Below are 22,378 nucleotides of genomic sequence, written 5' to 3'. Positions count from 1 at the left end.
TGAAGCCACCATGACTCTTAAAAGACTTTCTGTTGTATTGCTGGCCTGCCTGACTTTGTCTGCCTGTGGAGGCGTCGATCCGAATTCGCCGTTGGGCCAACGCAAGGCGATCTTCAAACAGATGCTCAAGACCGGCGAAGACCTGGGCGGCATGTTGCGTGGTCGTATCCCGTTCGACGGTCCTAAATTCGCGGAAGGTGCTGTGAAACTTGACGCCCTGTCCCGTGAGCCGTGGAAACATTTTCCGCAGGTGCGCGAAGAAGATCACACCAGCGCCAAGGACAATGTGTGGCAGCAGCAGGCACGTTTCCAGGAAATGGTCCGCACCCTTGAAACCGCCACCGGTGATTTGGTGATTGCCAGCAAGGTTCAGCCTTACAAGGCCAGTAACCTGGGCCCGGCGGTGCAGAAAGTCGAAGATGCGTGTAGTGCCTGCCATAAAGAGTTTCGGGATCATTGATTTTCGGTGTTCTGGCTGACGTCGATCGTTCCCATGCTCCGCGTGGGAATGCCTCAAGGGACGCTCCGCGTCCAGTGACGCAGAGCGTCACGGGCTGCATTCCCACGCAGGAGCATGGGAACGATCAATTATCCTGAAACTTACTTATCCAGCTCGTCGAGCGCGTCCTGCAATTCCTTGCGCGACTCGGCAAGTTTGTTTTTGCGCTTGTCGATCTTCTCCGGATCACCTTTCTTCATGGCTTTGTCCAGGTCCGCCTGACGCCTGCTGACTTCATGCTTGGCGTCGAGCACCTTGTTTTCCCGTTCCTTCTTCAGCGAGGCGTCGGTGCAATGGGCGGTGACTTCGCTCAGGGCCGTTTCGAGGCCTGCCTGTTGATCGGCGTTGCCGTGAGATTTGGCCAGTTCGATCTGATTGATGATCCCCTGTTTTTTGGCGGCGCAACCGGTCAGCTCAGGGGCTTCTTCGGCGGCCATCAGGGGAGCGGCCATCACGCTGCAAAGGGTCAACAAGGCGAGCGGTGAAAGAAATTTCATAAAAGCTCCATGTGCAAAGACAATCGGGTCGATGTGGCGATGGGCGTTTGAGCCCGTCGGCACCTTTGGGTTCCCGGGCTGCCGGGTGTCGGTGGTGTTTAAAAGCCGTCGATCCCGGCCATGCGTAAAGTTTGGCTCAGTGCCAGGACGTGCGGGTCGCGGAAAAATGCGCTCAATTGCGCCGCGCGTCCCGGGCCGATACCAGTTTCTGCCTGCCATTGTTCGGTGTTTCGATTCGCCAGTTCCTGCCATGAATCGGCAAGCCGTGCCTGGCCGGTCGGCGGCAACCCCAAGGCTTTGAGCCAGCGAGCAAACGGGCGTTGCCGGGCGATGTTGAAGCTGTTTAACAGGCGAGCCGTGCTGCGCTCACCGAAGCCATCAATGTTAGCAAGCTCTTGAGCATCGAGGGTCAACCAATCCAGCAGGCTGTTGAGGCGGCCTGTTTCGAAAAGTTTCTCCCAGGTGCCGGGACCGAGGTGGGCCAAGGCCAGTCCCTGCTTGCTGCTGAGCCAGGTCAGGCGCGCGAGGAATTGGCTCTCGCATCCTGATGTCGGTTGCCAGCAACTCAGATGATGAAAATCTGCTGCCGATGGCACGTCCAGTTCAGCGCGTTCAGTACTGCGCAGCACGACACCGTCGAGCCTTGGAATGGTCAGTCCGGCCAAACTGACGGACACCTGATCCCCAGGGCGGATATCCAGTTCCTCCCAACGTCGCAGAGAGCTGACACTCACGCGTTTGATCTGTCGGTCATCGAGCTTCACTGGTCTCAGATCCAGCACCGGTGTAATCCGGCCGGTCCGCCCGATTTTGAAGTGGACCTTACGCACTTCGGCCAGTGCCTGGGCAAACGGATACTTCCAGGCAACACTCCAGAAGGGCGGTCGCGCCTGCCAGCGCTCGGCCGGTGGACGCTGGCTCTGACGCAAAACAACGCCATCGCTGGCGAAGGGCAGGGGCGTGCGATACCAGTGATCGCGCCATCGTTCAGCGTCGGCAAATACCTTGATTGGCTGGCTGTAGTGCGCTGTGCTCGGGAAACCCATTTCATCGAGAGCCGCCGCCCGGGCGGGCAGGCTTGCCGGACCTTGTGGCCAATCCCAGACAAACAACCCGATACCACCGGCCTGTTCGGCGTTCAGCTCTTTGCGAGCCATCAATCCAGCCACCGTGGAGCGGGCGTTGAGGCTGCCTGCCTTGGCTTGCACATGATCGGTCAGGCGCCAATAGAGTTCGCCTTGCACCAGCAAATCCAATGGTTGTGCCAGTTGTCGGGGGATAGCTTCGATCAGTCGGGCCGAAGCGGTCCAGTCCTGGCCGTTTACCCCATCACCTCGACTAATCGCCTGATGCAGCGCGCCGTTGCGATAAATCAACGTCACGGCCACGCCGTCTACCTTGGGTTGTATCCAAAGGTCATTGCGCTCGCGCAGCCAATGCTCGACCGCACGACCGTCACGCAGTTTTTCCAGACCCGTGTGGGCGATGGGATGGGCAATCTTGCCGCCCACCGTGCGCAAGGGGTCTGGCGCGAGACTCAAGTCAAAACACTCACGCCATTCGCTCAATCGCTCGCGAGATTGATCATAGATTTCGTCGGCGACCAGTGAGCGTCCGTTGCGGTGGTAGTTGTCGTCCCAGAAGTCGATCTGTTTTTGCAGGGCCGTGATTTCGTCCAAGGCGCGAGCGGGTGGCCAATCGGGACAGTCGTTGGCATTTGAGTTCAGGCAAAACAAGGTCAGGAACAAAGCGGAAAACAGGCGCAGAAGCATCGTGAGCGTCCTTGCTCAGGGGTAATGTTTGAAGGTTAGTCAGCTTTCGGACATTGGCAGCGAGGATGTTTTTCGGTGTGTTTCTAGACAACAGAACGCAGCCTCGTTTCACTCGACAGCTGCTACAGGAATCTCTGTAGCTGCGTTCTATCGAATTGCGCGCAATAAAAAACCCCGCACGGCGAACCGTGCAGGGCTTTTGGTACCGCCAGGAAAGTCTTACAGGCCGGCTGCAGTACGCAGGTCGTCGGCGCGGTCGGTCTTTTCCCAGGTGAAGGTGGTGAAAGTGTCTTCGCCCACAGTCTTGGTCGCCGGGGTGCGACCGAAGTGGCCGTACGCAGCGGTTTCCTGGTACATCGGGTGCAGCAGGTCGAGCATGGTGGTGATCGCGTATGGACGCAGGTCGAAAATTTCGCGAACCAGTTTGACGATTTTGTCGTCGCTGATTTTGCCGGTGCCGAAAGTGTTCAAGGAGATCGAAGTCGGCTGGGCAACACCGATCGCGTAGGAAACCTGAATCTCGCAGCGCTCGGCCAGGCCGGCAGCGACGATGTTCTTGGCAACATAACGACCGGCGTAGGCCGCCGAGCGGTCAACCTTCGATGGATCTTTACCGGAGAACGCGCCGCCGCCGTGACGGGCCATGCCGCCGTAGCTGTCGACGATGATCTTGCGACCGGTCAGACCGCAGTCACCTACCGGGCCACCGATGATGAACTGGCCAGTCGGGTTGATGTGGAACTGGGTATCTTTGGTCAGCAGTTCGGCAGGCAGCACGTGCTTGACGATCAGCTCCATCACGCCTTCGCGCAGGTCTTTGTACGACACTTCAGGGTTGTGCTGGGTCGACAGAACAACGGCGTCGATACCGACAACCTTGCCGCCTTCGTAACGGCAAGTCACTTGCGACTTGGCGTCCGGGCGCAGCCAAGGCAGCAGGCCGGATTTACGGGCTTCGGCTTGCCTTTGCACAAGCTGGTGCGAGAACGTGATCGGTGCTGGCATCAGCACGTCGGTTTCGTTGCTGGCGTAGCCGAACATCAGGCCCTGGTCGCCGGCGCCCTGATCTTCAGGCTTGGCACGGTCGACACCCTGGTTGATGTCAGGGGACTGCTTGCCGATGATGTTCATCACGCCGCAAGTGGCACCGTCGAAGCCGACATCGGAGCTGTTATAGCCGATGTCCAGAATGACGTTACGCACGATTTCTTCCAGATCGACCCAGGCCGACGTGGTGACTTCACCTGCGATGATTGCCACGCCGGTTTTAACCAGAGTCTCGCACGCTACGCGGGCGAACTTGTCTTCAGCAATGATGGCGTCCAGCACCGCATCGGAAATCTGGTCGGCGATTTTGTCCGGATGCCCTTCGGACACGGACTCGGAGGTGAAGAGGGAGTATTCGCTCATCTCGATTTTTTCCTGAATTTACCGATGGTGAGTGTCGCCAGCCGGTCGCTGAAAATGGCGGACCTGGATCTGGAAACCATTACGTAAGCCTACATAGAGGCTTTCCCCGGGAACGAGTCCCGCAGCGGTGGCCCAACGGGCCAAATCGTCCTGTTCAAACCCCAACCAAAGATCACCGCAGGCCTCCCTGGCCCAACTCTGGTTGTGGCTACATAACTCTGTCACGAGCAGGCTACCGCCCGGTTGCAGCAAGTCAGCCATGTGCTTGAGCGCTTCGGCCGGCGCGGCGAAATGGTGCAGCACCATGTTCAGTACTACGCAATCGGCCTTAAGGCTGACGCCATTCAATGCATCGGCCAATTGCAGGCTGACGTTAGCCAGCGTTTCACGTTCGCAGACCTGGCGCGCCAGTTCGAGCATCGCCGGGCTGTTGTCCAGCGCCGTGACCTGGGTGAAGCGGCGCGCCAGTTCCGGCAGAAATTCGCCGTCGCCGGGGCCGACTTCGATGGCCGTCGCGCCTTCGCTGAAACTCAGCTTGTCGAGCAAGGCCACCACGCTTTCGCGGTATTGCGGCAGGCCGGCGATCAAGTCTTGCTGGGCGCGAAACTTCTCCGCCACCCGTGAGAAAAAGTCCTGGCTGGCGGCGGCTCGTTGCCCGTGGACCTGAGCGATCCGCGATTCCACATCGGCCGGCAGGGTCAGGTTGTCCACTTCTTCGAGCAAGGCGGCGTGCAGCTTGCCGCCCAACAGATCGGTGTGGGGCAGGGCGCGACGGTAGAAAATCGCGTTGCCTTCACGGCGAGTCGCCACCAGGTCGGCCTGGGCCAGGACCTTGAGGTGGTGACTCATGCCCGACTGACCCATCCCGAAGATTTGCGCCAGTTCCAGTACGCCAAACGAATCGTTGGCCAGCGCGCGCAATACATTCAGCCGCAGAGGATCGCCGCCGGCCTTGCACAGGGCCGCCAGCTCATCGCACTCGTCATGTTGAATGGAAGGCACGCGTAAATTCATAGGGCCAGCAGTCTAGTGATGGTCAGAAATCCCCGCAAGAGCAATATCAAAAAGTTTTGATATTGCTCGATAGATGGCACTTCTCGGCGTTAGGTTCAGTCAACAAACGAACAGCGGAAAGGTTTCATCAGTCGAAACCGCTGTTAACAATTGGAAAAACGCCTCCAGATGACTATCTGTCATTGCCCCGAGGCGGGTGGGTGAGGGAAAATGCTCGCCTTTTTTCCGTTTCGTTTTATTCAGCCCCCAGGAGATCAGCGATGCCAAGCCGTCGTGAGCGTGCCAACGCCATTCGTGCCCTCAGCATGGATGCCGTGCAAAAAGCCAACAGCGGCCATCCCGGTGCCCCTATGGGTATGGCGGATATCGCCGAAGTACTTTGGCGTGACTACCTGAAGCACAATCCGAGCAATCCATCGTTCGCCGACCGTGACCGCTTCGTGCTGTCCAACGGTCACGGCTCGATGTTGATCTACTCGCTGCTGCACCTGACCGGCTATGACCTGTCGATCGATGACCTGAAAAGCTTCCGCCAACTGCACAGCCGCACTCCGGGCCACCCGGAATTCGGTTACACGCCGGGCGTTGAAACCACCACCGGTCCATTGGGCCAAGGCCTGGCCAACGCTGTAGGTTTCGCCCTGGCTGAAAAAGTCCTGGCAGCGCAGTTCAACCGTCCTGGCCACAACGTTGTCGACCACCACACCTACGTGTTCCTGGGTGATGGCTGCATGATGGAAGGCATTTCCCACGAAGTCGGCTCCCTGGCCGGTACTTTGGGCCTGGGCAAACTGATCGCCTTCTACGATGACAACGGCATCTCCATCGACGGCGAAGTCGAAGGCTGGTTCACCGACGATACCCCGAAGCGTTTCGAAGCCTACAACTGGCAGGTGATCCGCAACGTCGACGGTCACGACCCGGAAGAGATCAAGATCGCGATCGAAACCGCGCGCAAAAGCGATCAGCCAACCCTGATCTGCTGCAAGACCACCATCGGTTTCGGTTCGCCGAACAAGCAAGGTAAAGAAGACTGCCACGGCGCCCCATTGGGTGACGCGGAAATCGCTCTGACCCGTGCTGCACTGAAATGGAACCACGGCCCGTTCGAAATCCCGGCTGACATCTATGCCGAATGGGACGCCAAGGAAGCCGGCCGCGCGGCCGAAGCCGAGTGGGATCAGCGTTTCGCTGCGTACTCCGCTGCGTTCCCTGAGCTGGCCAACGAACTGGTCCGTCGCCTGGGCGGCGATCTGCCGGAAGACTTCGCGGAAAAAGCCTCGGCTTATATTGCTGAAGTCGCGGCCAAGGGCGAAACCATTGCCAGCCGTAAAGCCAGCCAGAACGCACTGAATGCCTACGGCCCGCTGTTGCCTGAACTGCTCGGCGGCTCTGCTGACCTGGCCGGTTCCAACCTGACCCTGTGGAAAGGTTGCAAAGGTGTTTCGGCTGAAGACGCCAGCGGCAACTACATGTACTACGGTGTTCGCGAATTCGGCATGAGCGCGATCATGAACGGCGTGGCTTTGCACGGCGGTCTGGTGCCTTACGGCGCGACCTTCCTGATGTTCATGGAATACGCGCGCAACGCTGTGCGCATGGCTTCGCTGATGAAGAAGCGTGTGGTGTTCGTCTACACCCACGACTCCATCGGTCTGGGCGAAGACGGCCCGACTCACCAGCCGATCGAGCAACTGACCAGCCTGCGCAGCACCCCGAACCTCGACACCTGGCGTCCAGCCGATGCCGTTGAATCGGCCGTTTGCTGGAAAGAGGCCATCGAGCGCAAGGACGGCCCTTCGGCGCTGATCTTCTCGCGTCAGAACCTGCAGCATCAGGAACGCAGCGCGCTGCAAATCGCCGACATCGCCCGAGGCGGTTACGTGTTGAAGGACTGCGCAGGCGAGCCTGAGCTGATCCTGATATCTACCGGTTCCGAAGTCGGTCTGGCGGTTCAGGCTTACGACAAGCTGACGGAACAAGGTCGCAAAGTGCGCGTTGTTTCGATGCCTTGCACCAGCGTGTTCGATGCTCAGGACGCCGGCTACAAGCAAGCAGTTCTGCCGTTGCAGGTCAGCGCTCGTATCGCTATCGAAGCCGCTCACGCGGACTTTTGGTACAAGTACGTGGGCCTGGAAGGCCGCGTGATCGGCATGACCACCTTCGGCGAGTCGGCGCCTGCGCCAGCCTTGTTCGAAGAGTTCGGCTTTACCCTGGAAAACATCCTGGGTCAGGCTGAAGAGCTGCTGGAAGACTAAGTCCGACAGTTGCGGTGTCCGGGCCGACGCCATCGCGGGCAAGCCCGCTCCCACAAGGATCTCCATCGGTCCTGTGGGAGCGAGCTTGCCCGCGATAGCGGTCGGTCAGGCAGCGCTGGATTGAAGGATTCACCACGGTAATCGAGAACCCCATGCCTCAACCGCGTCCTTACAAAGTTGCACTCAACGGCTACGGCCGGATTGGTCGTTGCGTCTTGCGTGCGTTGTTTGAGCGAGGCGATAAGGCCGGGTTTGAAATTGTCGCGATCAACGATCTGGCTGACATGGCCAGCATCGAATACCTGACACGCTTCGACTCCACGCACGGGCGTTTTCCCGGCGAAGTGCGGGTTGAGGACGATTGTCTGCATATTCAAGGCAACTGCGTGAAGGTCCTGCGCAGTGCCACCCCCGAAGGCATCGATTGGGCGTCGTTGGGCGTCGATCTGGTGCTGGAGTGCTCCGGCGCTTACCACACGCGTGCCGATGGCCAGCGGTTCCTCGACGCCGGCGCACCGCGTGTGCTGTTTTCCCAGCCGATGGCCAGCGAGGCGGATGTCGACGCCACCATCGTCTACGGTGTGAACCAGGATTGCCTGACCGGCGACGAGTTGCTGGTGTCCAACGCGTCCTGCACCACCAACTGCGGCGTGCCGCTGTTGCGCCTGCTGGATCAGGCCATTGGTCTGGAATACGTGTCGATCACCACCATCCACTCGGCAATGAACGATCAGCCGGTCATCGACGCCTATCATCACGAGGACCTGCGCCGCACACGTTCGGCGTTCCAGTCGGTGATTCCGGTGTCCACTGGTCTGGCGCGTGGCATCGAACGCCTGTTGCCGGAACTTGCCGGGCGAATTCAGGCCAAAGCCGTGCGGGTGCCGACGGTTAACGTGTCTTGCCTCGACATTACGATGCAGACCGTCAGCGACACCGACGCCACCGAGGTCAACCGGATTCTGCGCGAGGCCGCCACCAGCGGCCCGCTCAAAGGCTTGCTGGCCTACACCGAGCTCCCGCACGCAAGCTGTGATTTCAATCATGACCCACATTCGGCCATCGTCGATGCCAGTCAGACCCGAGTTTCCGGCCCACGGCTGGTGAATATCCTGGCCTGGTTCGACAACGAATGGGGTTTTGCCAACCGAATGCTGGATGTTGCAGAGCATTACCTGCAAACAGCCTCTCCAAAACCGTAAACCAGGAATTGCGACCCATGACCGTGTTGAAGATGACCGACCTCGATCTGCAAGGTAAGCGCGTACTGATCCGCGAAGACCTCAACGTCCCAGTCAAGGACGGTGTAGTCACCAGCGATGCGCGAATCCTGGCTTCGCTGCCGACCATCAAGCTGGCCCTGGAAAAAGGCGCGGCCGTGATGGTCTGCTCGCACCTTGGCCGTCCGACCGAAGGCGAGTTCTCGGCCGAGAACAGCCTCAAGCCAGTCGCTGACTACCTGAGCAAGGCCCTGGGCCGCGAAGTGCCGCTGGTTGCCGATTACCTGGGCGGCGTCGACGTGAAGGCTGGCGACATCGTTCTGTTCGAGAACGTGCGCTTCAACAAAGGCGAGAAAAAGAACGCTGACGAACTGGCCCAGCAATACGCCGCCCTGTGCGACGTGTTTGTGATGGACGCCTTCGGCACCGCTCACCGTGCCGAGGGTTCGACCCACGGCGTGGCCAAGTTCGCCAAAGTCGCTGCCGCCGGCCCGCTGCTGGCTGCTGAACTGGACGCACTGGGCAAAGCCCTCGGCGCCCCGGCCCAGCCAATGGCTGCCATCGTTGCCGGCTCCAAGGTGTCGACCAAACTCGACGTACTGAACAGCCTGAGCCAGATCTGCAACCAGTTGATCGTCGGCGGCGGCATTGCCAACACCTTCCTGGCTGCTGCCGGTCACCCGGTCGGCAAGTCCCTGTACGAACCGGACCTGCTGGACACCGCTCGCGAAATCGCTGCCAAAGTCAGCGTGCCGTTGCCGGTCGACGTTGTCGTCGCCAAGGAATTTGCTGAAAGCGCCACTGCCACCGTCAAACTGATCGCCGACGTAGCCGCAGACGACATGATTCTGGATATCGGCCCACAGACCGCGGCGAATTTCGCCGAGCTGCTGAAGTCGTCCAAGACCATCCTGTGGAACGGTCCGGTCGGCGTGTTCGAATTCGACCAGTTCGGTAACGGCACCAAAGTCCTGGCCCAGGCCATCGCAGAAAGCTCGGCGTTTTCCATCGCTGGCGGCGGCGACACCCTGGCCGCCATCGATAAATATTGCGTTGCCGATAAGATCTCCTACATTTCTACCGGCGGCGGCGCGTTCCTTGAGTTCGTGGAAGGCAAGGTGTTGCCAGCCGTTGAAGTCCTGGAAAGCCGTGCCAAGGCCTGAGGTCGTCCATTTGACCACGCAAAGGAGTGTTCTCATGGTCAAGCCGTTAGCGCTGTTGATCGCTGCGGGAATGCTGGTGGCTTGCGGGAGTAACCCGAAAGCCAAGCCGGAACCTGCGCCGCAGTCTGTGGAAAAAGGCTGTTACCAGGCCGACTGGCAAGCGGAAACCAACCCGGTGATCAACAAGCGCTCCGGGCCTGATGGCCTGGAAAAATACGAGACACAGACCCCGGCCAAGGAACATGGTTGCCCTTGACGGGTCTGACACATTACTCAGGGCTGGCGGCGTGCGCCGTCAGTCGAGGAACATGGATGAAAGGTTTTATCGCCGTTATGGCGTTGGCATTGCTGGCCGGTTGCTCGAATTTCAACCTGTTCAAGCCTGCCGAATCCACGGACAACTGGACCACCTGGACCTGCGACAGCCAGGCCAAAGTGCTCTGGCGCTACACCGACGACAGCCGCAAGGAAGTCGACGTACGCCTCGGCGGGGCCGATCAGGTCTACCGCTTGAAACTTGAGCCGGGCGCCGAAGGATCGCTGTACAGCAACGACATGCTGGCGTTTCACGTAAAAGGTGAGGAAGGCCTGGTTTACTGGGTCGCCACCAATGATTTGATTGGCCGCGGTTGTAAAGCGCAGTAAGAGCCGATCGCAGGGCTTTTGTGGCGAGGGAGCTTGCTCCCGCTGGAGTGCGAAGCGCTCCCAAAGTCAGTCGACACCGTGTTTGAGAAAGACCGAGTTGACCGGTTTACGACTGCTTCGCAGCCGAACGCGAGCAAGCTCCCTCGCCACAGGTTCTTCGTCACACTCAGGATTTATGTTGTACCGAATTCGCAGCCCGGGCCAACCCCCGATCTGCAATAACTTGAATAGCCGCCGCCGCTACGGCAGGCTGGCACGATTAACGACCCAAACCGGGAGAGACACACACAATGGCACTTATCAGCATGCGCCAGATGCTGGACCACGCAGCCGAGTTCGGCTACGGCGTTCCAGCCTTCAACGTCAACAACCTTGAGCAGATGCGCGCCATCATGGAAGCCGCTGACAAGACTGACTCCCCGGTGATCGTCCAGGCTTCGGCCGGTGCTCGCAAATACGCCGGCGCACCGTTCCTGCGTCACCTGATCCTGGCCGCCATCGAAGAATTCCCGCACATCCCGGTGTGCATGCACCAGGACCACGGCACCAGCCCTGACGTCTGCCAGCGCTCCATCCAACTGGGCTTCAGCTCGGTGATGATGGACGGCTCCCTGGGCGAAGACGGCAAGACCCCGACCGACTACGACTACAACATCCGCGTCACCCAACAAACTGTGGCCCTGGCTCACGCCTGCGGCGTATCGGTAGAAGGCGAGCTGGGCTGCCTGGGTTCGCTGGAAACCGGCATGGCTGGTGAAGAAGACGGCATCGGCGCCGAAGGCGTTCTGGATCACAGCCAAATGCTGACCGACCCGGAAGAAGCCGCTGACTTCGTCAAACGCACCCAAGTTGATGCCTTGGCCATCGCCATCGGCACCAGCCACGGCGCGTACAAGTTCACCAAGCCACCTACCGGCGACGTGCTGGCCATCGACCGCATCAAAGAAATCCACAAACGCATCCCGAACACCCACCTGGTGATGCACGGCTCGTCTTCGGTTCCGCAAGACTGGCTGGCGATCATCAACCAGTACGGCGGCGACATCAAAGAAACCTACGGCGTGCCGGTTGAAGAGATTGTTGAAGGCATCAAGCACGGCGTGCGTAAGGTCAACATTGATACTGACCTGCGTTTGGCTTCTACCGGTGCGATGCGTCGGTTGATGGCGACCAATCCTAGCGAGTTTGATCCGCGTAAGTTCTTTGGTGCGACTGTGACGGCGATGCGGGATGTTTGTATTGCGCGTTATGAAGCTTTCGGTACTGCCGGTAATGCTTCGAAGATCAAGCCGATCTCGTTGGAAGCGATGTATCAGCGGTATTTGAAGGGTGAGTTGAACGCTAAGGTGAACTAAGCCTTTCGCGTTTGAGTTGCATAAAAAACCCGCCGAGAGGCGGGTTTTTTGCACAAAATAGTGTTGGAGGGGAACTGTTAAATTCAAATCGGAATTTAAATTGTTGATTCTGCCCCCCACTCTCTTCGTTTGGCGATTAAATATGAGGCTGCTTCATCGATAGATTTAAATTCTCGCAAGGTCTCATCACGGATAGGCGGGATGTCAATGTTATATTGCATCGCTCCAATCCCACGGATTACTGCCAGCGCCGCCTCATAAAGCTCCGGCACTGTGCTCTTTACCTGTTGTAGAGAGAGACTTCCGATAAATAAAAACGCTTTAAGTTGTTCGGTATCAAATACGCGTGAATAGATTGCTTGAAAATCTTGATGTCTGTCATTTTTTAAGATGCAGCTGCGTAGTCCGTTTGATACCTCTTCCGGGTGGTCTTGTATGAATTTATTGAGAAATTGGTTGTGAAACTCTTCAAAAGATTTGTCATCTTGAGGTAGTTGTGCCAAATTTCCTTGTAGTTGTTGCAGTATTAAATATTTTGCATGACTTGTAGACATTTTAAAGCTTCCTTGGCTAGTTGTTATAAAAATGGAGCGTGATTTCCCGTATTTCTTTCTTTCTGAAAAGAAAGGAAAGCTAATTTGTTTTCTCGTTAATTTTTCTTTATCAGTGTTGCATGGGGAGATAGTAGGCGTGGATTTGTCTGTCTGTACCTGTAAGTTCTGACAGTTTTTAATATCGTTTTGCTATAGGGGAACGAACTTGCGCTTAGCGAATGCAGAGCAAGCGTACAAACAAAAAACCCGCATAAGCGGGTTTTTATTGCCAGAAAATCGGCTACTTGGCTTTAGGTGTATCAAACCCGCGCTGTTCAATCACCCCAAATACATCAGCAATGTCCTGAATCATGATCCAGGGCAAAAGAGCAGGGCAAAAGGGGACAGATCTGAATGGCACTTACTTAACAGCTAACCACTTGAGCTGAAAGCAAAAAATGAAGAAGGGCTGGTCTTGGTCTACGGTGATAGTTGCGAACACACCCCGACAAACCAAGGACACAGCCCCAAATGGATCGTAGACGTGAAATTCTTCAGCATCAACAGCAACGTTTTCATCGACACGCGTTGGACTGCGATGCCTATGCGTTTTTCAATCTCCTCACGTCTCCCGATCTCTTACAACTCGTCGAGTCTGCACTGCCAGAACATCGGGAACGCCTGTTTCCGCCAACTGAAACGTTGTCTATGTTCCTGGCTCAAGCAATGAGCGCCGACCGCTCCTGCCAGAACGCCGTGAACGACCTGTCGATTAAACGGTCATGTGGCGGCATGAAGCCCAATAGCACTCGCACGGGCGCCTACTGCAAAGCCAGAAAACGCCTGCCTGTGGAAATGGTTTCCACGCTGGTCAGGCACACCGGTGCTTCAATAAGTGATAACGCACCCTCGTCGTGGCGCTGGATGGGACGGCCTGTGCGGCTGGTGGATGGCACGACGGTCAGCATGCCCGACACAGCGGCCAATCAGGGCGCCTATCCGCAATCTCGCGGCCAGAAAGTCGGTCTTGGTTTTCCGTTGTGTCGAGTGGTGGGCATCGTCTGCCTCTCCAGCGGCGCCGTTTTAGATGCTGCCCTTGGGCGTTTCCGAGGCAAGGGCGGCGATGAACAGACGCTGCTCAGATCAATGCTCGACACGTTGAAAACAGGTGACATTTTGTTAGGCGACGCTTACTACGCTACCTATTTCTTGCTGTGCGAGTTGCAACGAAGAGGTATCGATGGCGTGTTCGAACAATACGGTGCTCGACGGCGCAGCACGGACTTTCGCCTAGGGCAGAGTCTCGGTTCGGAAGATCACCTGATCGAATTGAAAAAGCCTGCAAGAAGACCGCTGTGGATGAGTCAAACGCATTACGAAAAGGCGCCTGAAAGACTGACCGTGCGAGAGTTGAAGGCGGGTGGGAAAACTTTGGTCACCACGTTGCATTGCCCAAAGCAGACACCTAAAACAGCCCTGAAATCGCTGTACAAGGGTCGATGGCATGTTGAACTGGATCTGCGCAATCTCAAAGCTACGCTGGGGCTTGGAAAGTTAAGCTGCAAAACCCCAGGCATGGCAGTCAAGGAGTTGTGGGTCTACCTGTTGGCACACAATCTGATCCGAATGCTGATGGCGCAATCGGCGCTGTTAGCGGACTGTTTACCTCGCGAACTGAGCTTCAAACACAGTCTTCAGCTATGGCTGGCGTTGCGACAATATGGCAGCCCCGAAGACGAGGATGGCCTGTCGAATTTATTGATGCTGATTGCTCAGAGGCGCGTCGGGAATCGGCCTGGTCGTATCGAGCCGCGAGCCATAAAACGAAGACCTCAAGCCTACCCCTTGCTGACCAAACCACGTCGGTCAGCAAGGGCAGATGTCAGAAAAAACGGGCACCCAAAACATGTTAAGTAAGTGCCATTCAAATCTGTCCCCTTTGTTTGCTTTGCTCGTTATGAGGCTTTTGGTACTGCTGGTAATGCTTCGAAGATCAAGCCGATCTCGTTGGAAGCGATGTATCAGCGGTATTTGAAGGGTGAGTTGAACGCTAAGGTTAACTAAGACTTCAGCGTTTTAGCCGCATAAAAAACCCGCCGAGAGGCGGGTTTTTTTTGGGGTGCATATAAAGAATCGAATTGAGTAATCTGTTTATGTCTTTTCAGTGTTTTTATAAGAAACGATATATTAATCGCCAAAACGTATAAAAAACTGTCATTTCCTACAGGTGCTGGCAAGTTTGTATTGCCATATTCTCTAGCGTGTAACAAGAAAAAAGACAAAGAGGCGTAAAACCATATCGCCCCTTGTTCCCCAAAAATATGTAATGGAGTACGCAATCATGAGTACAAAGGACTTAAAGAAAGACGGTAAAAAGCCGGCCCCTTACACCATTCCTGTTGAAAAGAACTTTGGTGATTTAGAAAACGGCAAAAAGCCTGCCCCTATGACGATTCCTAAAGAATCTAAATAGTCTGAAAAAACCCGCGATAACGCGGGTTTTTTATTCCCCTGAAAAACTGCTATTCAACACACAGCCACCATAAAAAAGGAGGACGAGTGCTGAGGCGCCCGTCTTTTCGAGGCGCTAGGTTACTACACGTCGCCAAAATACTAATGGGTGTCCCCTTTGTAGGTTTTTATGGTGCTGCGGCGTAACTCAATCCACTAATTTTGTCGACGTATGTTGGGTAGTTATCACGGTTGTGTACTACTTGTATGTCATACACGTCCCCCTTGTCTGGGAGTTCATTTTTTGAATCATACGTGTCGCCCTTGCAACCCATATAATAATTATCAATCTCGGTGCCGATACTCTCGACTTCTTGTAGGTCATAGCTTTTGAAGATCTTGTTGCGATCATAATCTGATATAAAAAAATTCACTTTGCTGCTTTTGGCCAAAATTTCTTCGTATGCTGGAATTATTTTTTCACAGCTGACACCGTTGCTGTGCATAAAATTTAAGCTTTGTACTTTTAGTATGCATGCTTTGAAAAGTTCGAACTGGTCTTTTGGGACTAGTATTTCTCTATGCTGCTCGCTAGAGGGCTCAATGTTAGATTTGCAGCTTTCTATTGGGTTCTTTAAGGTCGATTCAGCCTGGCTAGGTATGGAGAATATCGTCATCATTAAAGTAATCAAATACGCCGTTAAGGTTTTCATTTTTTCACCTCTCTCTTGTGGGGCTTTGAATAATTATTATTCCAATTTTATGTATAAAAGAGTGCGGTAGGTGGACGGCTGGCTACTCTTTCCATTGCTCTGTTATTGCATAGAAGAGACTAGATAGATGTATCGTTTGTTGAACCTGTAAGTTCTGACAGTTTTTAATATCGTTTTGCTATAGGGGAACGAACTTGCGCTTAGCGAATGCAGAGCAAGCGTACAAACAAAAAAACCGCATAAGCGGGTTTTTATTGTCAGAAAATCGGCTACTTGGCTTTAGGTGTATCAAACCCGCGCTGTTCAATCACCCCAAATACATCAGCAATGTCCTGAATCATGATCCGGGCAACGTTGGTGACGGTGTTGATGTCGTGTTCCGCATAGTCCGGCAGGCTGGTGCAGGCCATGAGGTTGAGGTATTTGAGAACGGCGTTCAGGCGTTCACTGACGCAGTTGTGGAGTTCGCGTAGCGGGGCGTCGCTGTCGATGAGCAGGACGGGGTAGTCGGTGGCGAATTGGGACATAGGGGTGAAGCGGCGTGTCGGGTTGTTCATTGTCATAAGTAAAACTCCTCGAATCGAAAAAGAAGAGCTACTACCGTTCGCTGCGAAACGAATTGGGCGGTAGCTGTGTGCGGGTTCGCAGACCGAGGATACGAGGAACCCGGCAGACCCGAAGGTCTCCCACACACAGCCACCATAAAAAGGAGGACGAGTGCTGATGCGCCCGTCATTTTCGAGGCGCTAGGTTACTACACGTATCGTTAGGGCTGCGAAACCCTATCGCCAACGGTGTCAGCGACAGGCCAACGTTAGGCAGCAATTCAGGCTCCCGCAACCGACCTGTAGGACGCCTGCCTGGCCTTTTAGTTAGGTGGGGTGGTTTTGGTTTACGGCGTGACCGCAGTAAAACAAGGCGCTGTGGGGAGTCATCGGAAATTGATGGCAGGATTTGGGGTTGCTTCGTCGTCCAGCGGGAGCAAGCTCTCTCGCCACGGTCAGAGGCGTCCTACGAGTTTTTCGGACGCGTAGATGATTGGTTTGTAGCAGCTGTCGAGCCTGCGAGGCTGCGTACGGCTGCGCAGCAGTCGTGAAACCGATCACCGTGTTTTTCAGGAATACGGTGTTTGGTGTGTTGCGACTGCTACGCGGTCGGACGCAGCCTCGCAGGCTCGACAGCTGCTACAGGGGATGTGGTGTTCTTGAGAGGGTTGGGACGCGGAGCGTCCCGGGATGCGTTACCACGCGGACGGTTCGACGCCTCGACGTGGGAACGATCGGGGTGAAGGGGATTACTTATCGTGATCAATATCCAGCTTGCTGAACGTCACTTTCCCGCCTTCACTGGTGTACCCGGTGTGGTCCTGCACATAAACCCCAGCCTTGAAATACAGCGGCTTGTCGCGCCATGTCTTGCTGATGTCGGTGTCCCACTGGTAGCCCGCCGCACTGATGCCCAGCGCTCCGCCAGGGCTCAGGTGGATGAGGTAGGAAAACTCCCGGTCGAGTTTCACCCCGGTGGCGATGGTGATGACCCGGCCTTCGCCGTCATCCGGGTGCATGCGTACCTTGGCGACGATGTTGCCGGTGGCGGTGCTGGTTTTGTATTGATACTCAAGCTTCACCATGGGCTTCTGGCTTTCATAGGCGTGGATCTGGCCAATGACGATTTTGCCTGAGCTCGGTACCTGGTTGACTGCGAGGGTGGCGCGCAGAGAGTTGTCGGCGTCCGGGTAGAGCCAGTTTTTCAGGGTGCCGTTGCTGTAGGTTTCGCGCAGTTCGGTGCGGGGGTACTTTGCGTTTTCAGTTTTGGAGCCGGTGACCGGAGCCCAGAAAAACAGGGTGCCAGTGTTGGAGTGGAAGTATTGATCCTTGAAGCCTTTCACCAGTTTTGGAGTGTCAACGGTGTACGGCGGATTGCCGACAGGAACGCTCAGGTTCCAGGTTGCGAGATCGATCATAGACAAAAGCTTCCACGAATTTTTTACTGCACGCGCGTGCCAGAAGCTCTGGCTCGCGCCTTGGGGCAATCCTTATAAGCGCAGAAGTTCAATTTGTTAATGCGTAAATGACAAACGGATGGCGTCAAAATCCTGTTAAAAGGCCATCTTTCCCGGTTTCAGGGGGCTGTAGAAGCGACCGTTAGTCGGCAAATGTACGTGATGGTTAAATGATGGCTCACTGATAGCTTCTGCTTTTGCGGATCCCGGTCTAGAGTGAAGTCTCAGTATTTGTCCGGTTTTCACGAGAAACCGGCCTGACGCCCCGAATATGAGAAGCAGCATGGAATGCGCGCAACCTACGCCAGCTGAAGGCAGCTCGATCCTTTTAATCGTCGATGATTACCCTGAAAACCTGATCAGCATGCGCGCGTTGCTCCAGCGCCAGGATTGGCAGGTGATGACCGCGGCTTCCGGTTTTGAAGCGCTCAGTCTTTTACTCGAACACGATGTCGACCTGGTGCTGCTGGACGTGCAGATGCCGGGCATGGACGGTTTTGAAGTGGCGCGCCTGATGCGCGGCAGTCAGCGCACCCGTCTCACACCGATTATTTTCCTCACCGCCAATGAACAGTCCCAGGACGCCGTGATCAAGGGCTACGCCAGTGGTGCCGTGGATTACCTGTTCAAGCCGTTCGACCCGCAAATTCTCAAGCCCAAGGTACAGGCGTTGCTGGAGCATCAGCGCAATCGTCGTGCGTTGCAGCGCCTGAGCCACGATCTGGAGGTCGCGCGCGCGTTTAATGCCTCGGTGCTGGACAACGCCGCCGAGGGCATCCTGGTGGTGGGTGAGGACGGTCTGATCCGCTTTGCCAACCCGGCGATGTCGCGGTTGCTCAATGCCACGGTGCAAGACCTGCAAGGCAGGGAGTTTCTGGATTTCCTGCAAAAGCCGCATATCCCGGTCTGGGCGGACTCCGATTTTTATACCGGTTACAGACGCGGCGAAACCCTGCGCCTGCACGACGCTCTGCTGCGAACGGCGCCCGGGCAACAAGTGCCGGTGGCGCTGTCCTGCGCGCCGTTGCCCAGTGAACAACATGCGATGGTGGTGACGGTGCTGGACATGTCGGTGGTGCGCCACCTGCATCAGCAACTGGAATTCCAGGCGGTGACCGATCCGCTGACCGGGCTGCTCAACCGTCGCGGCTTTTACCAGACGGTTGAAAATCTGCTGTTGCGTGGCGAACGTTCCGACGGCGCCTGGGTGCTGCTGTACCTGGACCTCGACGGCTTCAAACGCGTCAACGATTCCCTCGGTCACGATGCCGGCGACCGGGTGCTGCGCTGGGTGTCCGAGCAATTGAAAGCCTGTCTGCGGCCCTTCGACATTCTGGCGCGCATGGGCGGCGACGAATTCACGGCGCTGCTGGATCTGGAATTCCCCGAGCAAGCAGCGAAGATTGCCGAGAAGCTCATTGAGCGGGTGTCGATCTGTCAGCAGATTGATGGTCTGGACATCGCTTTGGGCGCCAGCATCGGCATCGCCACATACCCGGATTGCGGTTCGAATCTTGATGGTCTGCTGCGTGCGTCGGACATTGCGATGTACGAAGCCAAACGTGCCGGCCGGCAGCAATACCGTTTCTACGATCACGACATGAATGGCCGGGCGCGCTCGCGGCTGATGCTCGAAGAGAGCGTGCGCACGGCCATTGAAAACCGTGATTTCAACCTCGTGTATCAACCGCAGGTGGCGATCAACACCGGACAGATTCGTGGCTTTGAAGCGCTGTTGCGTTGGCAGCACCCGAGTGTCGGCGACGTACCGCCGGGGCTGTTTTTGCCGTTGCTGGAAGAGGCGCGGCTGATCAGTCGTCTGGGCAGCTGGATTTACCATCGCGGGGCCGGCCAGCGCAAAGCCTGGGAAACCTTGTTTGCCGAGGATCTGGTGCTGGGTGTCAGCTTGAGCAGCACTCAATTCGGCATGCCCAACCTGGTCACGGAATTGCGCCAGGTGCTGGAACGTCACGGCTTGCAACCGCGTTATCTGGAAGTCGAAGTGACGGAAGAAGCGTTGATGCAAAACCCCGAGGAAACCCGCAAGACGCTGCGCTTGCTGCGCAATCTCGGGGTGCGGGTGGCGCTGGATGACTTCGGCTCCGGGCCGTGCTCGCTGTCTCACCTGCGCGATCTTGAGCTGGACACGCTCAAGTTCGATCGGCATCTGATCGCCCGCTTGCCGACGTCCGAACGGGATGCGGCGCTGGTGCGCAATGTGATCGACCTGTGCAAGCAATACGGAATGCTGGTGATTGCCGAAGGGGTTGAAACCATTGCGCAATATGAATGGCTGCAAGCCAATGGTTGTCAGTACGTGCAAGGTTTTCTGGTAGGGCGGCCGATGATGGCCGAGGACGCCGGTGACTTTGTCGCGCCGTTTGACTGGAGCGCGCTGACCCGCTGAATTCGCTACACTGGCGACCTTTTCCGTGATTGTGTTGCCGCCCCTGATGACCGCGTTGAAATACCTCCAGGCCTATCCCGCAGCGTTGCAGGACCAGGTGCGCCAGCTGATCGCCGAAGGTCGGCTGGGCGACTACCTGAGCAAACGCTACCCGGAACAACACGCCGTGCAGAGCGACAAGGCGCTGTATACCTTTGCCCTGGATCTCAAGCAGGAATACCTGCGTAACGCGCCGGCCATCGACAAGGTGTTATTCGACAACCGCCTCGACCTGACCCATCGCGCCCTTGGTCTGCACACGACGATCTCGCGGGTGCAGGGTGGCAAGCTCAAGGCCAAGAAGGAAATTCGCGTGGCCTCGTTGTTCAAGGAAGCGCCCTCCGAATTTCTGAAAATGATCGTGGTGCATGAGCTGGCGCACTTTAAGGAGTCGGATCACAACAAGGCGTTCTACAAGCTTTGCGAACACATGTTGCCGGGGTATCACCAGGTGGAGTTTGATCTGCGGGTGTACCTGACGTGGCGGGATATGCAATAAAAAGAACAAGGAGTGCACAGGTGGATGTGAGCAAGACCAAGACCAGTTTTTATCGCCGGTTGTACGTGGCGTACCTTATCGACAGTGGCTTGGCCAGCAGCGTCCCGGCCCTGACCGAAGTCACCGGCATGCCCCGGCGCACGGCGCAAGACACGATTGCGGCGTTGGCGGATCTGGACATTATTTGCGAGTTCGAGCAGGAAGAGGGCGCACGCAACCATGCGGGGCGCTATCGGATTCGCGAATGGGGGGCGATTGATCGCGGGTGGATCGAGCGCAATTTGCGGCAGATAAAAGCGGTGCTGGAATATCCTTAGCTCTCACCCCTGATCGTTCCCACGCTCCGCGTGGTAATGCAGCCCGGGACGCTCCGCGTCCCAAGAGCGGACGCAGAGCGTCCATTGAGGCATTCCCACGCAGAGCGTGGGAACGATCATTACGGGCGACGCATCCCGATATGCGGAATGTCATCCTCAAGGTATTCCTCACCTGTCACAACAAACCCGTACCGCCCGTAATACCCCTGCAAATGCGCCTGGGCCGAGAGATAGATCGGCATTTCCGGCCAATGCTTCCCGGCCTGTTTCAACGCCTGAGCCATCAACTCATGCCCCAGCCCGGTGCCACGCGCTCCGGGCGCAATAATCACCCGCCCAATCACCACGTCGCCGCCCTGTAGCTCCGGGTCGAGCAAGCGCAGATAAGCCACCAGCCGATCCCCGTCCCACGCCATCAAATGGCACGTGTCACCTTCCAGATCCTGGCCATCGACATCCTGGTAAGCGCATCTCTGTTCGACGACGAACACTTCCGCGCGCAACTGCAGAATGGCGTACAGCTGCTCTTTCCCCAGATCGCTGTGGTGTTTGCAGACCCAATCGATTGTCATCTTCACTTTCCTTGAGCAACGTCGTTCCGATACTAAGCGCCCCGGCGAAATATGTCTTTATGGCGGAGAAATCTGTGACAAAGGCCAAAATGCCATCATTCATTTCGCGCGGCGCTGTCTTCTTTGTGTAATCTGCGATGAAGCGCTGTGCAGTGTCTCCAATGAGCTAATGTTGAGTACCTGAGTGTCGGTACGTGAGTCTTGGAGTTTTGGCAGAAAAATGCGCCGGGCAGCCCGCCCGCTAAGGATTTTCTAGCATGCCGCGATTGCATCGAGCGTTTGCTTTGATTGGATTGCTGTTGCTGACACAGAGCGCGGCAGCAGAAAAGCTGCGTCTGGTCGCGGACGCGTGGCCACCCTTTACCGACGCCACGCTGGTCAACGGCGGCTTGGCCACCGACATCGTAAGCACCGCGCTGGCCCGGGCCGGTTATGCCAGTGATTTCGAACAGGTGCCTTGGGCGCGAGCGTTGCTCGGCGTCGGCGAGGGCCGTTATGACGTGCTGGTCAACGCCTGGTACACCGACGAACGCACCAAACTGGGGCAATTCTCCGGCGAATATCTGCTCAACCGCGTGCGCTTTCTCAAGCGCAAGGACGCGCCGATCGAGTTCAACAATCTGCAGCAACTGCACACCTATCCGATTGCGGTGGTGCGAGGTTATGCCTACTCACCGGCTTTCGACGATGATGTGTCGCTGCAAAAAGTCCCTGTGCATAACTTCGCCATGGCCGTGCGCATGGTCGCGGCAGACCGGGTCAAGTTGACGCTGGAAGACGAGTACGTCGCCCGCTATTACCTGGCTCGGGAATCCTCCAAGGTGCGCAATGCCGTGGAGTTCCTGCCCAAGGCGTTGAGCGAGAACAGCCTGCATATCTTGGTTAGCCTGAAGAATCCGCAGCATAAGCAAATCGTCGCCAATTTCGATCGCGAGATTGCCGAGATGAAGGCTGACGGGAGTTATGCGCGGTTGATGAAGCAGCATGGGATGTGAGGATCGGTTTTTGTGGT

At 56.6% G+C, this 22,378-nt stretch carries 22 protein-coding genes and 1 pseudogene; 14 read left to right on the top strand and 9 right to left on the bottom strand.

Going from position 1 to position 22,378, the window contains the following annotated elements; genetic code table 11:
- The first annotated feature begins 10 nt into the window (after nt 1-10).
- Nucleotides 11-460, top strand: a complete 450-nt coding sequence (locus tag ACYZT8_RS27730) for a c-type cytochrome (protein ID WP_461977443.1) — start codon at nt 11-13, stop codon at nt 458-460.
- 140 nt (nt 461-600) lie between these two features.
- Here the strand turns inward: ACYZT8_RS27730 and ACYZT8_RS27725 are convergent, their stop codons facing one another.
- From ACYZT8_RS27725 to ACYZT8_RS27710, 4 genes are all read right to left on the bottom strand, one after another.
- Nucleotides 601-996, bottom strand: coding sequence for a DUF1090 domain-containing protein (locus ACYZT8_RS27725; RefSeq protein ID WP_461977441.1), 396 nt, complete (start codon nt 994-996; stop codon nt 601-603).
- A gap of 98 nt (nt 997-1,094) precedes the next feature.
- Entirely contained in the window at nt 1,095-2,768 is a 1,674-nt protein-coding gene (gene ligB / locus ACYZT8_RS27720; RefSeq protein WP_461977439.1) for an NAD-dependent DNA ligase LigB, read from the bottom strand.
- A gap of 219 nt (nt 2,769-2,987) precedes the next feature.
- Nucleotides 2,988-4,178, bottom strand: a complete 1,191-nt coding sequence (metK, locus tag ACYZT8_RS27715; RefSeq protein WP_010466931.1) for a methionine adenosyltransferase — start codon at nt 4,176-4,178, stop codon at nt 2,988-2,990.
- 18 nt (nt 4,179-4,196) lie between these two features.
- Nucleotides 4,197-5,192, bottom strand: coding sequence for an ArsR/SmtB family transcription factor (locus ACYZT8_RS27710; protein WP_461977437.1), 996 nt, complete (start codon nt 5,190-5,192; stop codon nt 4,197-4,199).
- A 260-nt stretch (nt 5,193-5,452) separates the two neighbouring features.
- On the opposite strand from ACYZT8_RS27710, the gene tkt reads away from it, so the two are divergent.
- The 6 genes from tkt (at nt 5,453) to fba (ending at nt 11,833) form a co-directional block, all read left to right on the top strand.
- Nucleotides 5,453-7,450 carry a transketolase gene (gene tkt / locus ACYZT8_RS27705; RefSeq protein WP_461977435.1) on the top strand — a complete coding sequence of 666 codons (1,998 nt, stop codon included), beginning with the start codon at nt 5,453-5,455 and terminating at the stop codon, nt 7,448-7,450.
- Between the two features lie 152 nt (nt 7,451-7,602).
- Entirely contained in the window at nt 7,603-8,652 is a 1,050-nt protein-coding gene (gene epd, locus ACYZT8_RS27700) for an erythrose-4-phosphate dehydrogenase (protein WP_461977432.1), read from the top strand.
- 17 nt (nt 8,653-8,669) lie between these two features.
- On the top strand, nt 8,670-9,833 hold the full coding sequence (locus ACYZT8_RS27695) for a phosphoglycerate kinase (protein WP_461977431.1): 1,164 nt from the start codon (nt 8,670-8,672) through the stop codon (nt 9,831-9,833).
- A 34-nt stretch (nt 9,834-9,867) separates the two neighbouring features.
- Nucleotides 9,868-10,089, top strand: coding sequence for a hypothetical protein (locus tag ACYZT8_RS27690; protein ID WP_010466937.1), 222 nt, complete (start codon nt 9,868-9,870; stop codon nt 10,087-10,089).
- A 56-nt stretch (nt 10,090-10,145) separates the two neighbouring features.
- Nucleotides 10,146-10,478 carry an MliC family protein gene (locus tag ACYZT8_RS27685; protein ID WP_131060609.1) on the top strand — a complete coding sequence of 111 codons (333 nt, stop codon included), beginning with the start codon at nt 10,146-10,148 and terminating at the stop codon, nt 10,476-10,478.
- A 290-nt stretch (nt 10,479-10,768) separates the two neighbouring features.
- A complete protein-coding gene (fba, locus tag ACYZT8_RS27680; protein WP_046045276.1) occupies nt 10,769-11,833 on the top strand; it encodes a class II fructose-bisphosphate aldolase in 1,065 nt (354 codons plus the stop codon).
- A 95-nt stretch (nt 11,834-11,928) separates the two neighbouring features.
- Here fba and ACYZT8_RS27675 read toward each other — a convergent pair whose 3' ends face one another.
- Nucleotides 11,929-12,387 carry a hypothetical protein gene (locus tag ACYZT8_RS27675; protein ID WP_461977428.1) on the bottom strand — a complete coding sequence of 153 codons (459 nt, stop codon included), beginning with the start codon at nt 12,385-12,387 and terminating at the stop codon, nt 11,929-11,931.
- 510 nt (nt 12,388-12,897) lie between these two features.
- Between ACYZT8_RS27675 and ACYZT8_RS27670 the strand changes: the two genes are divergently transcribed.
- The 3 genes and pseudogenes from ACYZT8_RS27670 to ACYZT8_RS27660 all read left to right on the top strand — a co-directional run bounded on the left by ACYZT8_RS27670 (nt 12,898) and on the right by ACYZT8_RS27660 (nt 14,839).
- Nucleotides 12,898-14,283: an IS4 family transposase gene (locus ACYZT8_RS27670; RefSeq protein ID WP_461977426.1), complete on the top strand. Its 1,386-nt coding sequence runs from the start codon at nt 12,898-12,900 to the stop codon at nt 14,281-14,283.
- A 24-nt stretch (nt 14,284-14,307) separates the two neighbouring features.
- A pseudogene (locus ACYZT8_RS27665) lies at nt 14,308-14,430 on the top strand (fructose-1,6-bisphosphate aldolase); the annotation flags it as partial.
- 277 nt (nt 14,431-14,707) lie between these two features.
- Nucleotides 14,708-14,839, top strand: coding sequence for a hypothetical protein (locus ACYZT8_RS27660; protein ID WP_461977424.1), 132 nt, complete (start codon nt 14,708-14,710; stop codon nt 14,837-14,839).
- Between the two features lie 166 nt (nt 14,840-15,005).
- On the opposite strand, the gene ACYZT8_RS27655 is transcribed toward ACYZT8_RS27660, so the two are convergent.
- From ACYZT8_RS27655 to ACYZT8_RS27645, 3 genes are all read right to left on the bottom strand, one after another.
- The gene (locus ACYZT8_RS27655; protein ID WP_461977422.1) at nt 15,006-15,530 is read right to left on the bottom strand and encodes a hypothetical protein; all 525 of its coding nucleotides are present in this window, start codon (nt 15,528-15,530) and stop codon (nt 15,006-15,008) included.
- A gap of 269 nt (nt 15,531-15,799) precedes the next feature.
- A complete protein-coding gene (locus ACYZT8_RS27650; protein ID WP_461977420.1) occupies nt 15,800-16,093 on the bottom strand; it encodes a fructose-bisphosphate aldolase in 294 nt (97 codons plus the stop codon).
- Nucleotides 16,094-16,824: 731 nt separating this feature from the next.
- A complete protein-coding gene (locus ACYZT8_RS27645; RefSeq protein WP_461977418.1) occupies nt 16,825-17,493 on the bottom strand; it encodes a polysaccharide lyase family 7 protein in 669 nt (222 codons plus the stop codon).
- A 322-nt stretch (nt 17,494-17,815) separates the two neighbouring features.
- Between ACYZT8_RS27645 and ACYZT8_RS27640 the strand changes: the two genes are divergently transcribed.
- Genes ACYZT8_RS27640 through ACYZT8_RS27630 form a run of 3 tightly spaced genes read left to right on the top strand, consistent with a single transcriptional unit; the run spans nt 17,816 to nt 20,794 of the window.
- The gene (locus ACYZT8_RS27640; protein ID WP_461977416.1) at nt 17,816-19,939 is read left to right on the top strand and encodes a putative bifunctional diguanylate cyclase/phosphodiesterase; all 2,124 of its coding nucleotides are present in this window, start codon (nt 17,816-17,818) and stop codon (nt 19,937-19,939) included.
- 46 nt (nt 19,940-19,985) lie between these two features.
- Nucleotides 19,986-20,477 (top strand): M48 metallopeptidase family protein, encoded by a 492-nt coding sequence (locus tag ACYZT8_RS27635; RefSeq protein WP_461982634.1) that lies wholly within the window; start codon nt 19,986-19,988, stop codon nt 20,475-20,477.
- 20 nt (nt 20,478-20,497) lie between these two features.
- Entirely contained in the window at nt 20,498-20,794 is a 297-nt protein-coding gene (locus tag ACYZT8_RS27630) for a winged helix-turn-helix domain-containing protein (protein ID WP_461977414.1), read from the top strand.
- 119 nt (nt 20,795-20,913) lie between these two features.
- On the opposite strand, the gene ACYZT8_RS27625 is transcribed toward ACYZT8_RS27630, so the two are convergent.
- Entirely contained in the window at nt 20,914-21,366 is a 453-nt protein-coding gene (locus ACYZT8_RS27625; protein WP_461977412.1) for a GNAT family N-acetyltransferase, read from the bottom strand.
- A gap of 257 nt (nt 21,367-21,623) precedes the next feature.
- On the opposite strand from ACYZT8_RS27625, the gene ACYZT8_RS27620 reads away from it, so the two are divergent.
- The gene (locus ACYZT8_RS27620; protein ID WP_461977410.1) at nt 21,624-22,361 is read left to right on the top strand and encodes a substrate-binding periplasmic protein; all 738 of its coding nucleotides are present in this window, start codon (nt 21,624-21,626) and stop codon (nt 22,359-22,361) included.
- The last annotated feature ends 17 nt before the right edge of the window (nt 22,362-22,378 follow it).

The organism is Pseudomonas sp. LB3P93 (assembly GCF_054898025.1).
The sequence above is the reverse complement of the archived record's forward strand: the minus strand, read 5'-3'. Positions and strand labels throughout refer to the sequence as shown.